Annotated in this window: 12 protein-coding genes and 7 tRNA genes; 7 read left to right on the forward strand and 12 right to left on the reverse strand. The window is 64.7% G+C overall.

The annotated features are described in order from the left end of the window. Positions 1–148 precede the first annotated feature (148 nt). From U4Y88_RS14985 to aceA, 3 genes are all read left to right on the forward strand, one after another. On the forward strand, positions 149–418 hold the full coding sequence (locus U4Y88_RS14985; protein ID WP_224016776.1) for an acyl-CoA-binding protein: 270 nt from the start codon (positions 149–151) through the stop codon (positions 416–418). Positions 419–915: 497 nt separating this feature from the next. Continuing rightward, on the forward strand, positions 916–2,646 hold the full coding sequence (locus U4Y88_RS14990) for a DEAD/DEAH box helicase (protein ID WP_224016774.1): 1,731 nt from the start codon (positions 916–918) through the stop codon (positions 2,644–2,646). A 420-nt stretch (positions 2,647–3,066) separates the two neighbouring features. Then, positions 3,067–4,374 carry an isocitrate lyase gene (gene aceA / locus U4Y88_RS14995; RefSeq protein WP_224016771.1) on the forward strand — a complete coding sequence of 436 codons (1,308 nt, stop codon included), beginning with the start codon at positions 3,067–3,069 and terminating at the stop codon, positions 4,372–4,374. A 236-nt stretch (positions 4,375–4,610) separates the two neighbouring features. Here the strand turns inward: aceA and U4Y88_RS15000 are convergent, their stop codons facing one another. Further along, positions 4,611–5,048, reverse strand: a complete 438-nt coding sequence (locus U4Y88_RS15000) for a universal stress protein (RefSeq protein ID WP_224016823.1) — start codon at positions 5,046–5,048, stop codon at positions 4,611–4,613. A gap of 173 nt (positions 5,049–5,221) precedes the next feature. Beyond that, complete coding sequence (locus U4Y88_RS15005; protein WP_224016769.1) at positions 5,222–6,130, reverse strand: LysR family transcriptional regulator; 909 nt, start codon at positions 6,128–6,130, stop codon at positions 5,222–5,224. A 168-nt stretch (positions 6,131–6,298) separates the two neighbouring features. Here U4Y88_RS15005 and U4Y88_RS15010 point away from each other — a divergent pair, with 168 nt between their 5' ends. After that, positions 6,299–7,063 (forward strand): haloacid dehalogenase type II, encoded by a 765-nt coding sequence (locus U4Y88_RS15010; protein WP_310634462.1) that lies wholly within the window; start codon positions 6,299–6,301, stop codon positions 7,061–7,063. A gap of 70 nt (positions 7,064–7,133) precedes the next feature. After that, complete coding sequence (gene aceB / locus U4Y88_RS15015; RefSeq protein ID WP_224016765.1) at positions 7,134–8,726, forward strand: malate synthase A; 1,593 nt, start codon at positions 7,134–7,136, stop codon at positions 8,724–8,726. Between the two features lie 104 nt (positions 8,727–8,830). Here the strand turns inward: aceB and U4Y88_RS15020 are convergent, their stop codons facing one another. Continuing rightward, on the reverse strand, positions 8,831–9,259 hold the full coding sequence (locus tag U4Y88_RS15020) for a gamma-glutamylcyclotransferase family protein (protein ID WP_321784798.1): 429 nt from the start codon (positions 9,257–9,259) through the stop codon (positions 8,831–8,833). Between the two features lie 211 nt (positions 9,260–9,470). On the opposite strand from U4Y88_RS15020, the gene U4Y88_RS15025 reads away from it, so the two are divergent. Continuing rightward, on the forward strand, positions 9,471–10,355 hold the full coding sequence (locus U4Y88_RS15025) for a helix-turn-helix transcriptional regulator (RefSeq protein WP_321784800.1): 885 nt from the start codon (positions 9,471–9,473) through the stop codon (positions 10,353–10,355). Between the two features lie 91 nt (positions 10,356–10,446). Here U4Y88_RS15025 and U4Y88_RS15030 read toward each other — a convergent pair whose 3' ends face one another. The 9 genes from U4Y88_RS15030 to gltX all read right to left on the reverse strand — a co-directional run bounded on the left by U4Y88_RS15030 (position 10,447) and on the right by gltX (position 13,811). After that, entirely contained in the window at positions 10,447–10,911 is a 465-nt protein-coding gene (locus tag U4Y88_RS15030; RefSeq protein ID WP_224016758.1) for a GNAT family N-acetyltransferase, read from the reverse strand. A gap of 208 nt (positions 10,912–11,119) precedes the next feature. Next, positions 11,120–11,196 (reverse strand) — tRNA-Asp (locus tag U4Y88_RS15035). Between the two features lie 88 nt (positions 11,197–11,284). Further along, a tRNA-Glu gene (locus U4Y88_RS15040) sits at positions 11,285–11,360 on the reverse strand. A 56-nt stretch (positions 11,361–11,416) separates the two neighbouring features. Next, positions 11,417–11,493: transfer RNA gene (locus tag U4Y88_RS15045), tRNA-Asp, on the reverse strand. An 87-nt stretch (positions 11,494–11,580) separates the two neighbouring features. After that, positions 11,581–11,656 (reverse strand) — tRNA-Glu (locus U4Y88_RS15050). Positions 11,657–11,725: 69 nt separating this feature from the next. After that, positions 11,726–11,802 (reverse strand) — tRNA-Asp (locus U4Y88_RS15055). A 75-nt stretch (positions 11,803–11,877) separates the two neighbouring features. Next, a tRNA-Glu gene (locus U4Y88_RS15060) sits at positions 11,878–11,953 on the reverse strand. Positions 11,954–12,042: 89 nt separating this feature from the next. Continuing rightward, positions 12,043–12,118 (reverse strand) — tRNA-Ala (locus U4Y88_RS15065). A 271-nt stretch (positions 12,119–12,389) separates the two neighbouring features. Continuing rightward, positions 12,390–13,811: a glutamate--tRNA ligase gene (gene gltX, locus U4Y88_RS15070; protein ID WP_321784802.1), complete on the reverse strand. Its 1,422-nt coding sequence runs from the start codon at positions 13,809–13,811 to the stop codon at positions 12,390–12,392. 549 nt (positions 13,812–14,360) lie between these two features. On the opposite strand from gltX, the gene U4Y88_RS15075 reads away from it, so the two are divergent. Further along, positions 14,361–15,272 (forward strand): patatin-like phospholipase family protein, encoded by a 912-nt coding sequence (locus U4Y88_RS15075; protein WP_415774449.1) that lies wholly within the window; start codon positions 14,361–14,363, stop codon positions 15,270–15,272. The last annotated feature ends 79 nt before the right edge of the window (positions 15,273–15,351 follow it).

Below are 15,351 nucleotides of genomic sequence, written 5' to 3' on the forward strand. Positions count from 1 at the left end.
CGCCCAGTCGCCGCCCAGGCATGCGCGCTGCGCGCCGCCCACGCCGACAGCCTGGCACCTTCTAGAGTGGAGGAATCGTTCCAGCCCCATGACAGATGTCGCTGCTACCATCGTCGGACTCGATCGATTTCAAGCGGAGGAAACCACAATGAGCGATATCAACGCCCAATTCGCGCAGGCCCAGGAAGACGTGCAGAAGCTGTCGGAGCGCCCGGGCAACCTGACGCTGCTGCGTCTGTACGCGCTGTTCAAGCAGGCCAGCGAAGGCGACGTGCGCGGCGACAAGCCGGGCTTCACCGACATCGTCGGCAAATATAAGTACGACGCCTGGGCAGCGCTGCAAGGCACCGCACAGGACACGGCGAAGACGCAGTACGTGGAACTCGTCGAGTCGCTCAAGAGCGGCGCGGCAAGCTGAACCAGCAAGGCGCGGGGAACGACGCGGCACACGAAGCAGCAAAAAAGCAGCAATACGCGGCACGACCCGCACGGCCGAAGCCCTACGCCCGGCCGCCCCGGATTCCCGCCGATTTTCCGTTGTTCGCACCCTCTTTTGCACCGATCCGCGTGCAAGTATCCGTTCGCCCGTCACAACGCTGGCGCGCTGCAACAAAACGAGATATAATCTCCGCTGCGTTGCGCTCCGGTCGCCTTTGCGATCAGCCCAACGCCACGTAGCGTTAAGCTCCAATCCAGTTTAGAACCTGTCCCTCCCTGCCGTGGCCCTGCTTCCGGGCCGTCAAGTATCAGGCTGGCGGTTGGCCAATCCGGGCTGAGCCGCACCCAAAACAGCTTCTAACGAAAATCCGCCCCCGTGTGCGGATTGCCCCCGTTTTTCGATTTGTTTGCACAATCCGACGACTTGGGTATGCCGATTGGCGCCGACGTTCTATTTCCTGTGTACCAAGGATTTTCATGACTTCGAGCAATACCCAAAGCCCCCTCGACGCGATCGCCAACGACGCCCTCGGCCTCGAGCAGCCTGTCGCCGCCGCCGCTGAAGGCGCCGCGCCTGCCGCCGACACGCCGGAAGGCCCGACGTTCGCGTCGCTCGGTCTGTCGCCGGAGATCGTCTCCGCGCTGACCGCAGCGGGCTATAAGGCTCCGACGCCGGTTCAGGAACGCGCCATTCCTGCAGCCATCGCGGGCCGCGACCTGCTGGTCTCCAGCCCGACCGGTTCGGGCAAGACCGCAGCCTTCATGCTGCCTGCCATCGAGCGCTTCGCGCAGATCCAGAAGGCACAAGCCGCGCAGCCGCGCGAGCCGCGTCCGCAAGGCGCGAACGGCCAAGCCGATCGCCGCCCGCAACGCCGTCCGCAGCCGGTGGCACGCCCCGGCCTGCTCGTCCTCACGCCGACGCGCGAACTCGCCATGCAGGTGACGACGGCCGCTTCGACGTACGGCCAGCACCTGCGCCGCCTGCGCACCGTCAGCATTCTCGGCGGCGTGGCCTACGGCCAGCAGCTGATGCTGCTCGCCAAGAACCCCGAAATCCTCGTGGCGACGCCGGGCCGTCTGCTCGACCACCTCGAGCGCGGCCGTATCGACCTGTCCGAGCTGAAGATGCTCGTGCTCGACGAAGCCGACCGCATGCTGGACATGGGCTTCATCGACGACATCGACACGATCGTCGCCGCCACGCCCGAAACGCGTCAGACGATGCTGTTCTCGGCCACGCTCGACGGCAAGATCGCGTCGATCACCGGCCGTCTGCTGAAGGACCCGGAGCGTATCGAAATCGTCCGCAAGATCGAAGCGAGCTCGAACATCGCCCAGACCGTGCACTACGTCGACGACCGCGATCACAAGGATCGTCTGCTCGACCATCTGCTGCGCGACGAAAAGCTCGACCAGGCCGTCGTGTTCACGGCGACCAAGATGGACGCCGATCAACTCGCGGGCAAGCTGGCCGACGCCGGCTTCGAAACCGCCGCGCTGCACGGCGACCTGCCGCAAGGCGCGCGTAACCGCACGATCCGCGCACTGCGCGAGCGTCGCGTGCGCGTGCTGGTCGCGACCGACGTCGCGGCACGCGGCATCGACATCCCGGGCATCACGCACGTCTTCAACTACGACCTGCCGAAGTTCGCGGAAGACTACGTCCACCGTATCGGCCGTACGGGTCGCGCGGGCCGTTCGGGCACCGCAGTGAGCCTCGTGCACCACGCCGAGCAAGGCGCGCTCAAGCGCATCGAGCGTTTCGTGCGCGGCACGCTGCCGGTCAACGTCGTCGAAGGCTTCGAGCCGCGCAAGGCACCGCCGGCTAACCGTGGCTTTGGCGGCCGCGGCCGTCCGGGCGGCGGCAACGGCGGTGGCCGTCGCTTCGGCGGCAAGCCGGGTGGCGGCTACGGCAACAACCGTGGCGGCTACGGCGGCGGCAACGGCAACGGCGAGCGCAGCTTCGGTGACCGTCCGCAAGGCGATCGTCCGCAAGGCGACCGCAACGGCAACAGCTGGGGCAACAAGTCGTCGGATTCGCGCGGCGGCTACGGCCAGCGTGAAGGCGGCTACGGCGCCTCGCGCCGCGAAGGCGGCGATCGTGGCGGCTACGGCCAGCCGCGCGGCGACGGCTACGGCCGTTCGCGCGAAGGCTTCGGCGGCGGCCGCCGTGACGGCGGCCCGCGTGGCGCACGTCGCGACAGCTAAGCAACGCTGAAAACGGCGTCGAGCGGCGGTCAACACCGCCCTCGCGCCCGCAGCCAATAAAAAGACCGGTGCTTCGTCACCGGTCTTTTTTTGTCCGCAGACAGAATTTCACGATACGAAAAATTTTTTTGCTTCGTAAAATCTCGTGCTGCGTGGCACAAACCGGGCCATTGCAAGATGGAAAATTGCGTTTCTTATCGCGAAACGCAAGACATAACTCATTGATTTTATTTATTTAAAAATCCACAAAAATCCCCTTTGCCGCCCTGTTGCCGGAGCATCGGTTTGCCTAGACTCTTATATAAGAGTTCGCGAAACGAAACGCCTCCAGGCATCAACGAGACACTGGCTTCGCGACGTTCACCGGTTCAGCAGTTCCGATCAGCGGTTCATCTATCAGGTAAACAGAAGGAGCGCACCATGTCGACTCGTCAACAGCAAGCACAGCAACTCCAGCAGCAATGGGATACGGATCCGCGCTGGAAGGGCGTCAAGCGCAACTACACGGCTGAAGACGTGGTGCGCCTGCGCGGTTCGATCCAGCCCGAGCACACGCTCGCGAAGCAAGGCGCGGAAAAGCTCTGGAAGGGTGTGAACACCGAGCCGTTCATCAACGCGCTGGGCGCCCTCACCGGCAATCAAGCCATGCAGCAGGTCAAGGCCGGCCTCAAGGCGATCTATCTGTCGGGCTGGCAAGTCGCGGGCGACGCCAACCTCGCGGGCGAAATGTACCCGGACCAGTCGCTCTACCCGGCCAACTCGGTGCCGCAAGTGGTCAAGCGCATCAACAACACGCTCACGCGCGCCGACCAGATCCAGTGGTCCGAAGGCAAGAATCCGGGCGACGAAGGCTACACCGACTTCTTCCAGCCGATCGTGGCCGACGCTGAAGCGGGCTTCGGCGGCGTGCTGAACGCGTTCGAACTGATGAAGGCGATGATCGAAGCCGGCGCAGCGGGCGTGCACTTCGAAGACCAGCTCGCTTCGGTGAAGAAGTGCGGCCACATGGGCGGCAAGGTGCTCGTGCCGACGCGCGAAAACATCGCCAAGCTGACTGCCGCGCGTCTGGCCGCCGACGTCTGCGGCGTGCCGACCGTGCTGCTCGCCCGCACCGACGCGGAAGCCGCCGATCTCGTCACGTCCGACATCGACGACAACGACAAGCCGTTCCTGACCGGCGAGCGCACCGTGGAAGGCTTCTTCCGCACCCGCAACGGCCTCGATCAGTCGATCTCGCGCGGCCTCGCCTACGCGCCTTACGCCGACATGATCTGGTGCGAAACGGGCAAGCCGGATCTGGCGTTCGCCAAGCAGTTCGCCGAGGCGATCCACAAGGAATTCCCGGGCAAGCTGCTCTCGTATAACTGCTCGCCGTCGTTCAACTGGAAGAAGAATCTCGACGACGCGACGATCGCCAAGTTCCAGCGCGAGCTGGGCGCGATGGGCTACAAGTTCCAGTTCATCACGCTCGCGGGCTTCCACTCGCTGAACTACTCGATGTTCAACCTCGCGCACGGCTATGCGCGCCAGAACATGAGCGCGTTCGTGGAACTCCAGCAGGCCGAGTTCGCCGCCGCCGAGAAGGGTTTCACCGCCGTGAAGCATCAGCGCGAAGTGGGCACGGGCTACTTCGACGCCGTGACGCAGACGGTCGAGCACAACGCGTCGACCACCGCGCTGCACGGTTCGACGGAAGACGAGCAGTTCTTCGACAAGAAGGTGGCGTAAGACCACCGCTGGCGAGGGTTTGGGGTGCCCTCGCCCGTTCTGGCGCCGTCCGCGGCGCGGCGGCCGGCCTGCGAAACCTTGGCGGGGCATGCCGGCCGCCGCCACCGCTGGACGCGCGCCGAACGTCCGCATGATCAGCGAGACCTAAAAGACCTAAAAAGACCAAAGCGACCTGAGAGACACCGGCAAAACAACAAAAACACGAGACACACGCCGACAGAACGCCGCCCCGTTTCTCACCGATACACGATCACCGGAATCTTCGTATGACTGAGCACGCGCTGGGTCTCGCTGCCGATCAGCAGGCTACCCAGGCCGCGACGGCCGTGCGAGGCCATGAAGATCACGTCGCAGCCCCGGTTTTCGGCGGCTTCGATAATGCCGAGATAAGGCGAAGGATGGACGCTGGTGCAGCTGTCGCACGCCACGCCCACGCTGTGCGCCGCCTCCTCGACTTCCTGCAGATGCGTGCGCGCCTCTCGCTCACTGCGCGTCTGGAAGTCGCCGGGAAGCTCGATGGCGATGTCATCGGGATAAGGCGAGTACGGATATTGCGGCATGCAGGCGTAGGCCGTGACGCGCGCGCCCACCGTGCGCGCGAGCGCGATCGCGCCGTCGATCGCCTTTTTCGACAGATCCGTGCCGTCGGTCGGAACGAGGATGTGCTTGAACATGACGCCCTCCGTGTTCATGTGCGCTGCCGACTCATGCGCCGATCTCATGTGCCGATTGTAGTGCGCTAAAAAACGCGGCGCGGCGGGCATGCGGGCATCTCCGCATATCGGAAACACCCACATCCCGCCGCGCGCGATGACAAAGCAAGCCGAAGAAAGCGAGACCGACGCCGTCAGTCCTGGCCCCAGTAACCTGGTTGACCGTACGTATGCTTGAGAAAGTCGAGAAAGAGACGCACGCGCAACGGCAGGTGCCGGCGCTGCGGAAACACGGCATGAATGCCGATGGGCGGCGCGGCGTAAGCGTCGAGCACGCGCGCGAGCCGGCCCGCCGCAATGTCCTCGCCGACTTCCCACCACGAGCGCCACGCGAGACCGTGGCCCGCCAGACACCACTCGTGCAGCACCGCACCGTCCGAGCACTCCATCGTGCCCCCCACGCGGATCTGCACCACCTTGTCGTCCTGCTGGAAGGTCCAGCCGCGCTGCTGGTTTGCGCTCGCGCCGAACGCGAGGCAGTTGTGGCGCGCGAGATCGGCGAGTGTTTCGGGTTCGCCGCGCCGCGACAGATACGAGGGCGCGGCCACCACCACGCGGCGGTTTTCGCCGAGCTTCAGCGAGACCAGCGACGAGTCGGGCAATTCGCCCAGACGCACGGCGCAGTCGAAGCCTTCGTTGACCAGATCGACGAGCCGGTCCGAAAGATCGAGCGTGATCGTCACGTCCGGGTGCGCAACCGTGAAATCGGGCACGAGCGGCGCGACGTGGCGCCGTCCGAAACCCGCCGGCGCCGACACGCGCAGGTGTCCGCTCGCCTTCACGCCGCCCGCCGAGACGCTCGCCTCGGCGTTCTGCATGTCGTGAATGATGCGCTGGCAGTCTTCGAGAAACGCCGAGCCCTCGAAGGTCAGCGTGATGCGCCGCGTGGTGCGCACGAACAGCTTCACGCCGAGGCGTTCCTCGAGCGCGTCGATACGGCGTCCGATGATCGCGGGCGCGACGCCTTCGGCCTGCGCGGCCGCCGAAAGACTGCCCTTCGCGGCGACGATCGCGAAGGTCTCGATTTGCTTGAATCGATCCATCTGGAGAAAAAAGGAGCCGGATTGCGCAGCGCAAATGGCTGCAAAAAAGCGAATGGTCGTCAGATTAGGTGGGTAAAAGTAAAAGATCAAGTGATCAATCCCGCCTTTTTCAGCAATCCACCTCATGAATACAATTCACCTCGACCTCTGACGACGGAGTGCAAGGCTATGTCGGCCACAACGACAACTCATTTTCCCAAGGCTGTGATCTTCGACGCGTACGGCACGCTGTTCGACGTCCATTCGGTCGTCGCCGCTGCCGAGCAGATGTTCCCGGGCCAGGGCGAAGCGCTCTCGCAGCTCTGGCGCCTCAAGCAGATCGAATACACGCAGTTGCGCACGCTCTCGGACCCCGCTGGCGCGCGCTACAAGCCGTTCTGGGACATCACGCTCGACGCGCTGCGCTATGCCGCGCGCCGTCTGAACCTCGCGCTCACGGGCGCCGGCGAAAAGCGTTTGATGGACGAATACGCCTGCCTCTCTGCCTTCCCCGACGTCCTGCCCGTGCTGCGCCGCCTGCGCGAGCCGCGCGAAGACGGCAGCCGCACGGGTCTCGCAATCCTCTCGAACGGCAATCCGCAGATGCTCGACATCGCGGTCAAGAGCGCGGGCATGAACGGCCTGTTCGACCACGTGCTCTCCGTGGACGCCGTGCGCGCCTACAAGCCCGCCGCCGCCGCGTACGCGCTCGGCACGGCCGCGTTCGACGCGGCGCCGCGCGAGATGGTGTTCGTGTCGTCGAATGGCTGGGACGCCGCGGGCGCCGGCTGGTTCGGCTACACCACGTTCTGGATCAACCGCCAGCGACTGCCCGCCGAAGAACTCGGCGTCGCGCCGCACGGCACCGGCGGCGGCATGGCTGAACTGGCCGCCTTCATCGAAACCGCCGCGCCCGCCGAACGAAGCCGCCCCCGCCCCAGCCCGGGCGCGTGACGGCATCGCTCAGCGAGCACGGATAGCAGCACATCACGCATTCACATCTGACCGACCAAGGAGTTAGCAAATGGCGAACACGTTGCAACTGCCGCAAGGCATGCAGATCACGGCCGAGATCCAACCCGGCTTCGAACAGATCCTCACGCCCGAGGCGCTCGAACTCGTCGCGAAGCTGCACCGCGCTTTCGAACCGCGTCGCCAGGAACTGCTGAAGGCGCGCGTCGAGCGCACCCAGCGCCTCGACGCGGGCGAGCGCCCGGACTTCCTCGCGGATACGAAGTCGATCCGCGAAGGCGACTGGAAAATCGCCGCGCTGCCGAAGGATCTCGAATGCCGCCGCGTGGAAATCACCGGCCCGGTCGAGCGCAAGATGATCATCAACGCGCTGAATTCGGGCGCGGACTCGTACATGACCGACTTCGAGGATTCGAACGCGCCGAACTGGGACAACCAGATCACCGGCCAGATCAACCTCAAGGACGCGGTGCGCCGCACGATTTCGCTCGAACAGAACGGCAAGTCGTACAAGCTCAACGACAAGACCGCCACGCTGATCGTGCGTCCGCGCGGCTGGCACCTCGACGAAAAGCACGTGACGGTCGACGGCCAGCGCGTGTCGGGCGGCATCTTCGACTTCGCGCTCTACCTGTTCCACAACGCGAAGGAACTGCTCTCGCGCGGCAGCGGCCCGTACTTCTATCTGCCGAAGATGGAAAGCCACCTCGAAGCGCGCCTGTGGAACGACATCTTCGTCGCGGCCCAGGAAGGCGTGGGCATTCCGCGCGGCACGATCCGCGCGACGGTGCTCGTCGAAACGATCCTCGCCGCGTTCGAGATGGACGAAATCCTCTATGAACTGCGCGAACACAGTTCGGGCCTGAACGCGGGCCGCTGGGACTACATCTTCTCGGCGATCAAGAAGTTCAAGAAGGACGCGGACTTCTGCCTCGCGGACCGCTCGCAGATCACGATGACCGTGCCGTTCATGCGCGCCTACGCGCTCGAACTGCTCAAGACCTGCCACAAGCGCAACGCACCGGCGATCGGCGGCATGAGCGCGCTGATTCCGATCAAGAACGATGCGGCCGCGAACGACAAGGCGATGGGCGGCGTGCGTTCGGACAAGGCGCGCGATGCAAGCGACGGCTACGACGGCGGCTGGGTCGCGCACCCGGGTCTCGTGCCCATCGCGATGGAAGAGTTCGTGAAGGTGCTCGGCGACAAGGCGAACCAGATCGGCAAGCAGCGCCCCGACGTCAACGTGACGAACAAGGATCTGCTCGACTTCCGCCCGGAAGCGCCGATCACCGAAACGGGTCTGCGCAACAACATCAACGTCGGCATCCACTATCTCGGTTCGTGGCTCGCGGGCAATGGCTGCGTGCCGATCCACAACCTGATGGAAGACGCCGCGACCGCCGAAATCTCGCGCTCGCAGGTGTGGCAGTGGATCCGCTCGCCGAAGGGCAAGCTCGACGACGGCCGCAAGGTGACGGCCGAACTCGTGCGCGAACTGATCCCGCAGGAACTGGACAAGGTGAAGGGCGTGGTCGGCGGCGATACGAAGCCGTATGAGCGCGCCGCACAGATCTTCGAACAGATGTCGACGTCGGAAGACTTCGTCGAATTCCTGACGCTGCCGTTGTACGAGGAAATCTGATCGGCTTCGCTTGACGCGATACGCCGATGAAAAAAGGCCCGGCGGATGGGAGTCCGCCGGGCCTTCGTGTTTTTGGCGCTCTTATCGAGCGTGTGGTTCAGGCTTTAACGCGCGCGCCGATGCTCCACCCAGTCGCCGCTCGCGATCTCGGGACGGCCCGCGACCGCGCCCGGCGCGACCGGATAGTACAGGCAGTCGATGCGCTCGCCCTGCACTTCGATGCTCACGGCCTTCGAGACGAACAGGCCGTCGACGCCCGGATACACCTGCTCGATTTCGTCGAGCACGGCCAGCAGCGCATCGTCGATTTCGTAGACGTCGCCGACTACGCGCGCCTGGTGATCCGCTTGCTTCGCAGCAGCATCGTGCGCACCAGCCACCATGCCCGGATACGTGCCGAAGTCGAACAGCCGACCCGACAGCGACGTAAGCCCGAGATGACGCGGACGCGCGATCGCGTTGCGATCCGCCGCGAGGTTGATGTCGTTGATCTCGCCCGCGCGCAGCGTGCCGTAGACGAACACGTATTTCATGGATTCCGCTCCTTGCTCCTGATATCCGCAGCATTATGCGATACCCAAAATGTTTGCGGGCGGCGCTTCGGCGGTGCATCGGCACGGCTGCGCGCCGATCCGCGCACGCGCCTACAATGAAGCACTTAATCTGACCTGTTCGCGCACCTGTTCTCGCACCTCTTCGCGCACCTGTTCTCGCCCATCAGTACCCGCTATACGCCCGCACGCCATGACCGCCGACGCCCCCGCCATCGACGCGACCGATGCCCTTTCGGCGACGTTCGCCCAGATCCCGCCCGAGTTCGCGCCGAACCTCGAGCATCCGATCCGCGTGCGTTCGCGGCCGATGGCTGCCGGCGTGCGCATCTCGAAGCACACGCATGCGTGGGCGCAACTCGCGTATGCGTCGCGCGGCGTGCTGCGCATGGCCACGCCCGGCACCACGTGGATGGTGCCGCCGTCGCGCGCGATCTGGGTGCCGCCGCACGTCACGCACGAAGTGGCGATCGTCGAGGACGCGTTTCTGCGCACGTTGTATGTCGATCAGTCGGTGATTCCGGCCGGGCTGGACGCGTGCCGGGTCGTGGAGGTGTCGGGGCTGCTGCGTGAATCCATCGCCGCCTTCGACGAGCAAGGCATCGCACCGGCGCGCGAGCGTCTGCTCGGCGCGGTCGCGCTCGACGAGATCACGCGCTCGGCGCCTCTGCCGCTCGCGGTGCCGATGCCTGAGGAAAAGCGTCTGCGCGCGCTCTGCGAGGCGCTGCTCGCCGATCCGGCCGGTCCCGGCTCGCTCGAATACTGGGCCGCACACGTAGGCGCCAGCACACGCACGATCGCGCGGCTGTTCCGGCTGGAACTGGGTGTGAGTTTTTCGCAGTGGCGTCAGCAGGCGATCCTCGCGCGCGCGATTCCGCTGCTGAACCAGGGCAAGCCGATGTCGATCGTCGCGCAGGAACTCGGCTATCAAAGCCAGAGCGCGTTTTCGGCGATGTTCCGGCGCGCGTTCGGCGAAAGTCCGCGGGCCTTTATCGCACGCGGCACCGGCGACCGCGAACAGGATCTCGACGAAACCCACTCGGCGAACGACGAACCGCTCGAAGCGCCGGACAACTGACACGCGCGACGCGCGCGTTCATTGCGCGCTCAACGGCCATGAGCGGCTGCCAACGGCTGTCAGCGGCCGCCAGATACGCGCAAAACCGCGTTCAAACCAGCCGCGTCATGTGCCGGATCGAGCCCAGCCGCGCGAGCCGCGGCCCCGCCACCCGATACCCCTTGCGCAGATACAGCCGCGCCGCCGGGTTATCGACGAACACGCGCAGCTGCAATTCGCGCAGCCCGCGCTCGCGCGCCCATTGATGCGAGATGTCGAGCAGGAAGGTGCCCGCGCCGTTGCCGCGATAGCCCTCGGCGATCTGCACGTCGCGGATATGCAGCGAATCGCCCTCCTGCGTCACGCGCAGCACGCCGATCGCTTCGCCGTCGAGTTCGAGAATGAAATTCTCCGATTCGCGGTAGCTCGCGAGAAACAGATCGCCGCGCCAGATCAGATGATGCCGCTGGTAATAGCCGCCCATGTTCCGCCGCGTGAGCGACTCGGCGAACTCGAAGTCGTCCATGGTGGCGTGGCGCAGCTGGAAGCGCGACGGAATGTCGTTCGGTGCGAACATGGGAGGCAACGCGGCAATCGCGGAAATTCGGAGTTTCGACAACGCTACGATAACGCGCCGCCTCAGGCAATGGCATTTTGTCCGTACGTGTCGACGAACAGCCCGTAGGACTGCGCCGCACCAAAGATCGGAAGAGAAAGAGCGCGCGAGAAGAAACTGGCGGCGGAAAAGAAAAAAGCCCGCTGGAACTTCCAGCGGGCTTTGATTCTGGCGGAGCGGACGGGACTCGAACCCGCGACCCCCGGCGTGACAGGCCGGTATTCTAACCAACTGAACTACCGCTCCAGTACTGCTTGACTGCTACACCGGCGGGCGTTGGTTAGCTCCCGCTGGCGGCGTCGCCTTGACTGCTTGATGGCGCCGCAGATGACTTTGGCGTCCCCTAGGGGATTCGAACCCCTGTACTCACCGTGAAAGGGTGATGTCCTAGGCCTCTAGACGAAGGGGACAACACAGGCTTGCGCCTTGAACTACACGCTGCACGCTTGCGCGCACAACTCGAATCTGGCGGAGCGGACGGGACTCGAACCCGCGACCCCCGGCGTGACAGGCCGGTATTCTAACCAACTGAACTACCGCTCCAGTACTGCTTGACTGCTACACCGGCGGGCGTTGGTTAGCTCCCGCTGGCGGCGTCGCCTTGATGCTTGATGGCGCCGCAGAAAACTTTGGCGTCCCCTAGGGGATTCGAACCCCTGTACTCACCGTGAAAGGGTGATGTCCTAGGCCTCTAGACGAAGGGGACAACACAGGCTTACACCTTATCCTGCTACAACTAAAAAGCCCGCTCACGATTTCTGAACGGGCTTCTATCTGGCGGAGCGGACGGGACTCGAACCCGCGACCCCCGGCGTGACAGGCCGGTATTCTAACCAACTGAACTACCGCTCCAACGCGACAATCACAGATGGGCGTTGGTTGACTCCCACCTGCTGCCTCGCCAACCTCGTTGACGACGCTCATGTCTGGCGTCCCCTAGGGGATTCGAACCCCTGTACTCACCGTGAAAGGGTGATGTCCTAGGCCTCTAGACGAAGGGGACATGATCTTTTCAGATAATGCCTTACTACACTGTACAGCTATTCCTGCGAATCACCAGCTTTACTACGACTGGGAAACAACCTGTTCTGATGGTGGAGGTAAGCGGGATCGAACCGCTGACCTCTTGCATGCCATGCAAGCGCTCTCCCAGCTGAGCTATACCCCCTTGCAGAACAGAAGCGAGATTTTAAACATCATTTTCGCTTTCGTCAAGAGCTTTTTGAATCTTTTTTTCATCGCTTCGGCGTTTCAGAGAAACATCGTTGCTCGATTCAGCCACTCTCTGCGTGAAACTTGCTGCTGTTTCGCGCTCCGTATTCAACGGAGCCCGAATACTACAAGAACTCTTGGCATCGCGCTAGTGCCAGAGCGAAAAAACTTCAAAAAAAGTTCACGCCCCGGCTTTCGCGCATCCATTCGATGCGCTCAAGACGCGCTTACGCGCCCTTCGCGAGTCCTTGTTCGATGCGGCTCACTACGACATCGCGGCCAAACTGCGTGAGCACGGCGTCGATCGCGGGCGTATGCGTGGTGCCCGCAACGAACAGGCGCACCGGCATCGCGAGCTGCGGCATCTTGAGCTTGTGCGTCGCGAGCGTGGCCTTGAACGCCGCCGAGATCGCCTCCTTGCTCCACTCCGCGCCCTTGAGCGCGACGGCGAGATCGGCGAGCGCCGGGCGCACCGCATCGGTCACGTGCTGCGCGAGCGCGTCCGCTTCCGGCTGCGGTTCGCGATAGAACATCATCGCGCTTTCGGCGATTTCCTTGATCGTGTTCGCGCGATCCTTGAACAGCGCGACCACGCCGTCGAGCGCCGGGCCCTTCGCGAGCGCCGCCTCGTCCACGCCGAGCGCCGCGAAGAACGGCTTGGAGAGCTCGGCGAGGCGCGCGTCGTCGACTTCCTTCAGGTAGTGGTTGTTGAGCCAGTTGAGCTTGTTGTGGTCGTACTGCGCCGGCGACTTGCCCAGGTGCTCCAGGTCGAACCACTCGACGAACTGCTCGCACGTGAACACTTCCGCGTCGCCATGCGACCAGCCGAGGCGCGCGAGATAGTTCAGCACCGCTTCCGGCAGATAACCGGCATCGCGATAGCCCATCACGCTCATCGCGCCGTGGCGCTTGCTCATCTTCTCGCCCTGCTCGTTCAGCACGGTCGGCAGATGGGCGTAGACGGGCGGCTCGGCGCCCAGCGCGCGCAGGATGTTGATCTGACGCGGCGTGTTGTTCACGTGGTCGTCGCCCCGGATCACGTGCGTGATCTTCATGTCGAGGTCGTCGACGACCACGCAGAAGTTGTAGGTCGGCGTGCCGTCCGGGCGCGCGATCACGAGGTCGTCGAGTTCTTCGTTCGAGATTTCCACGCGGCCCTTCACGGCGTCGTCCCACGCGACCACGCCCGTGAGCGGGTTACGGAAGCGCAGCACGGGCTGCACGCCTTCCGGCGGCGTCGGCAGCACCTTGCCCGGCTCCGGGCGCCACGTGCCGTCGTAGCGCGGCTTCTCGCCTGCGGCGCGCTGACGCTCGCGCAGCGCATCGAGTTCTTCCGTCGACATGTAGCACGGGTACACGAGGCCCTGCTGCTGCATCTGCGCGAGCACTTCGCGATAACGGTCCATGCGCTGCATCTGGTAGAACGGGCCTTCGTCGAAATCGAGGCCGAGCCACTGCATGCCTTCGAGAATCGCGTCGACCGATTCGGACGTCGAGCGCTCGACGTCGGTGTCCTCGATCCGCAGCACGAAGACGCCCTCGTTGCGGCGCGCGAAAGCCCACGGATAGAGCGCGGAGCGGATGTTGCCGAGGTGGATGAAGCCGGTCGGGCTCGGCGCGAAACGGGTACGGACGGGAGTCGTGGTCATGGGCGAATACTCGAGGACGATGCCGGCCGGCGAACGGAAGGCGCGGCGGCGTTGCGCGCAAGGCGGACAACGTCGCGGGCGCGTTCTGTCGGCGGCGCTCGGCGAAGGGTCGCGGCGCGGGCCGTGGCGGCGCGGCGGGCTCGTGAAAAGCCCGGCGGCACCCGGCGCTCACGCGAACGAAAACCGGGAAAATTAGAGACGGGATTATACCCGCCGCAGACGGCTTCGGCCTTGGCGGCAGTGGGCGCGGACGGCGCCCGTCCGGCAATCGGTGACGTGCGCGGCCGCGCGTCACGCCACGTTACAAGCACGAAGCGTAAGCGCGTACCGCTTTGCCTTATCATGTCGGCGCGCTGGCCTCCTCGCCAGTTCCGCCCGGTCCGCAGCCGCGGTCCGAGAGAAAAAATGCGGCGCGCACGCCACACGCTCGACGTCCTTGCCCGCGCCGCCTGGAGAAATTGCTTGAAGTCCCGTTCGAAGCCTGACCAGCACAACGATCTCGACGATCTCGATCAAACGCCGTCCGCGCCGCCGTCCGCCTCGCTGTCACTGAGCCGCCGCCACTTCTCGCTTGCGGCCGCCTCCTCCGTCCTCGCCGCCTGCACGACCGCGGGCACGCAGGCGCCGCAGAACAAGCCGCCGATCGCCCCGCCGCCCGTCGCGCGCAATCCGCGCCCGGTCCGTGTGGGCCTCGCGCTCGGCGGCGGCGCTGCACGCGGCTTCGCGCACATCGGCGTGATCAAGGCGCTCGAGGCGCGCAACATCCAGGTCGATCTGATCACCGGCACGAGCGCGGGCTCGGTGGTCGCCGCGCTCTATGCGTCGGGCATGAACGGTTTCGCGCTCAACAAACTCGCGCTGACGATGGACGAAGCCTCGATCAGCGACTGGGCCATGCCGTTCCGCACGCGCGGCATCCTGCAAGGCGTCGCGCTGCAGAACTTCCTGAACACCACGCTGCACGACCGGCCGATCGAGAAGATGGCCAAGCCGCTCGGCGTGGTCTCGACCGACCTGCAAACCGGCCAGCCGATCCTGTTCCAGCGCGGCAATACCGGCATCGCGGTGCGCGCGTCGTGCAGCATTCCGTCGATTTTCGAGCCGGTGAAGATCGGCGGCCATGAATACGTCGATGGCGGCCTCGTGAGCCCGGTGCCGGCCTCGTTCGCGAAAAAGATGGGCGCCGATTTCGTGATCGCCGTCGATATCTCGGCGCGCCCGGAAACGGCCTCGACGCTGAGCCAGTTCGACGTGCTGATGCAGACCTTCACGATCATGGGCCAGTCGATCAAGACCTACGAGCTTGAGAAGTACGCCGACGTCGTGATCCGTCCGAGCCTCAACGCGATGTCGAGCAGCGACTTCACGCAGCGCAACGCCGCGATCCTCGCGGGCGAGGAAGCCGGTGCGCGCGCGGCGGCGGAAATCGAGCGCAAGCTCGCGGCGGCCCGCGCAGCCTGAGCGCGGCGCGATCGGGCGCCACGAATATGGGGCCCGTTTGCTGAGCCCAGACGCAAAAAAGCCTGCTTCGCGTGAAGCA

This window comes from Paraburkholderia sp. J94, from assembly GCF_905220285.1.
GTDB classification, from domain to species: Bacteria; Pseudomonadota; Gammaproteobacteria; order Burkholderiales; family Burkholderiaceae; genus Paraburkholderia; species Paraburkholderia tropica_A.

Bases quoted from the DNA above. Each gene is read 5' to 3' on its own strand.
- U4Y88_RS14985 (WP_224016776.1), top strand. From the start codon at position 149: ATGAGCGATATCAACGCCCAATTCGCGCAGGCCCAGGAAGACGTGCAG.
- U4Y88_RS14990 (WP_224016774.1), top strand. From the start codon at position 916: ATGACTTCGAGCAATACCCAAAGCCCCCTCGACGCGATCGCCAACGAC.
- aceA (WP_224016771.1), top strand. From the start codon at position 3,067: ATGTCGACTCGTCAACAGCAAGCACAGCAACTCCAGCAGCAATGGGAT.
- U4Y88_RS15000 (WP_224016823.1), bottom strand. From the start codon at position 5,048: ATGTTCAAGCACATCCTCGTTCCGACCGACGGCACGGATCTGTCGAAA.
- U4Y88_RS15005 (WP_224016769.1), bottom strand. From the start codon at position 6,130: ATGGATCGATTCAAGCAAATCGAGACCTTCGCGATCGTCGCCGCGAAG.
- U4Y88_RS15010 (WP_310634462.1), top strand. From the start codon at position 6,299: ATGTCGGCCACAACGACAACTCATTTTCCCAAGGCTGTGATCTTCGAC.
- aceB (WP_224016765.1), top strand. From the start codon at position 7,134: ATGGCGAACACGTTGCAACTGCCGCAAGGCATGCAGATCACGGCCGAG.
- U4Y88_RS15020 (WP_321784798.1), bottom strand. From the start codon at position 9,259: ATGAAATACGTGTTCGTCTACGGCACGCTGCGCGCGGGCGAGATCAAC.
- U4Y88_RS15025 (WP_321784800.1), top strand. From the start codon at position 9,471: ATGACCGCCGACGCCCCCGCCATCGACGCGACCGATGCCCTTTCGGCG.
- U4Y88_RS15030 (WP_224016758.1), bottom strand. From the start codon at position 10,911: ATGTTCGCACCGAACGACATTCCGTCGCGCTTCCAGCTGCGCCACGCC.
- gltX (WP_321784802.1), bottom strand. From the start codon at position 13,811: ATGACCACGACTCCCGTCCGTACCCGTTTCGCGCCGAGCCCGACCGGC.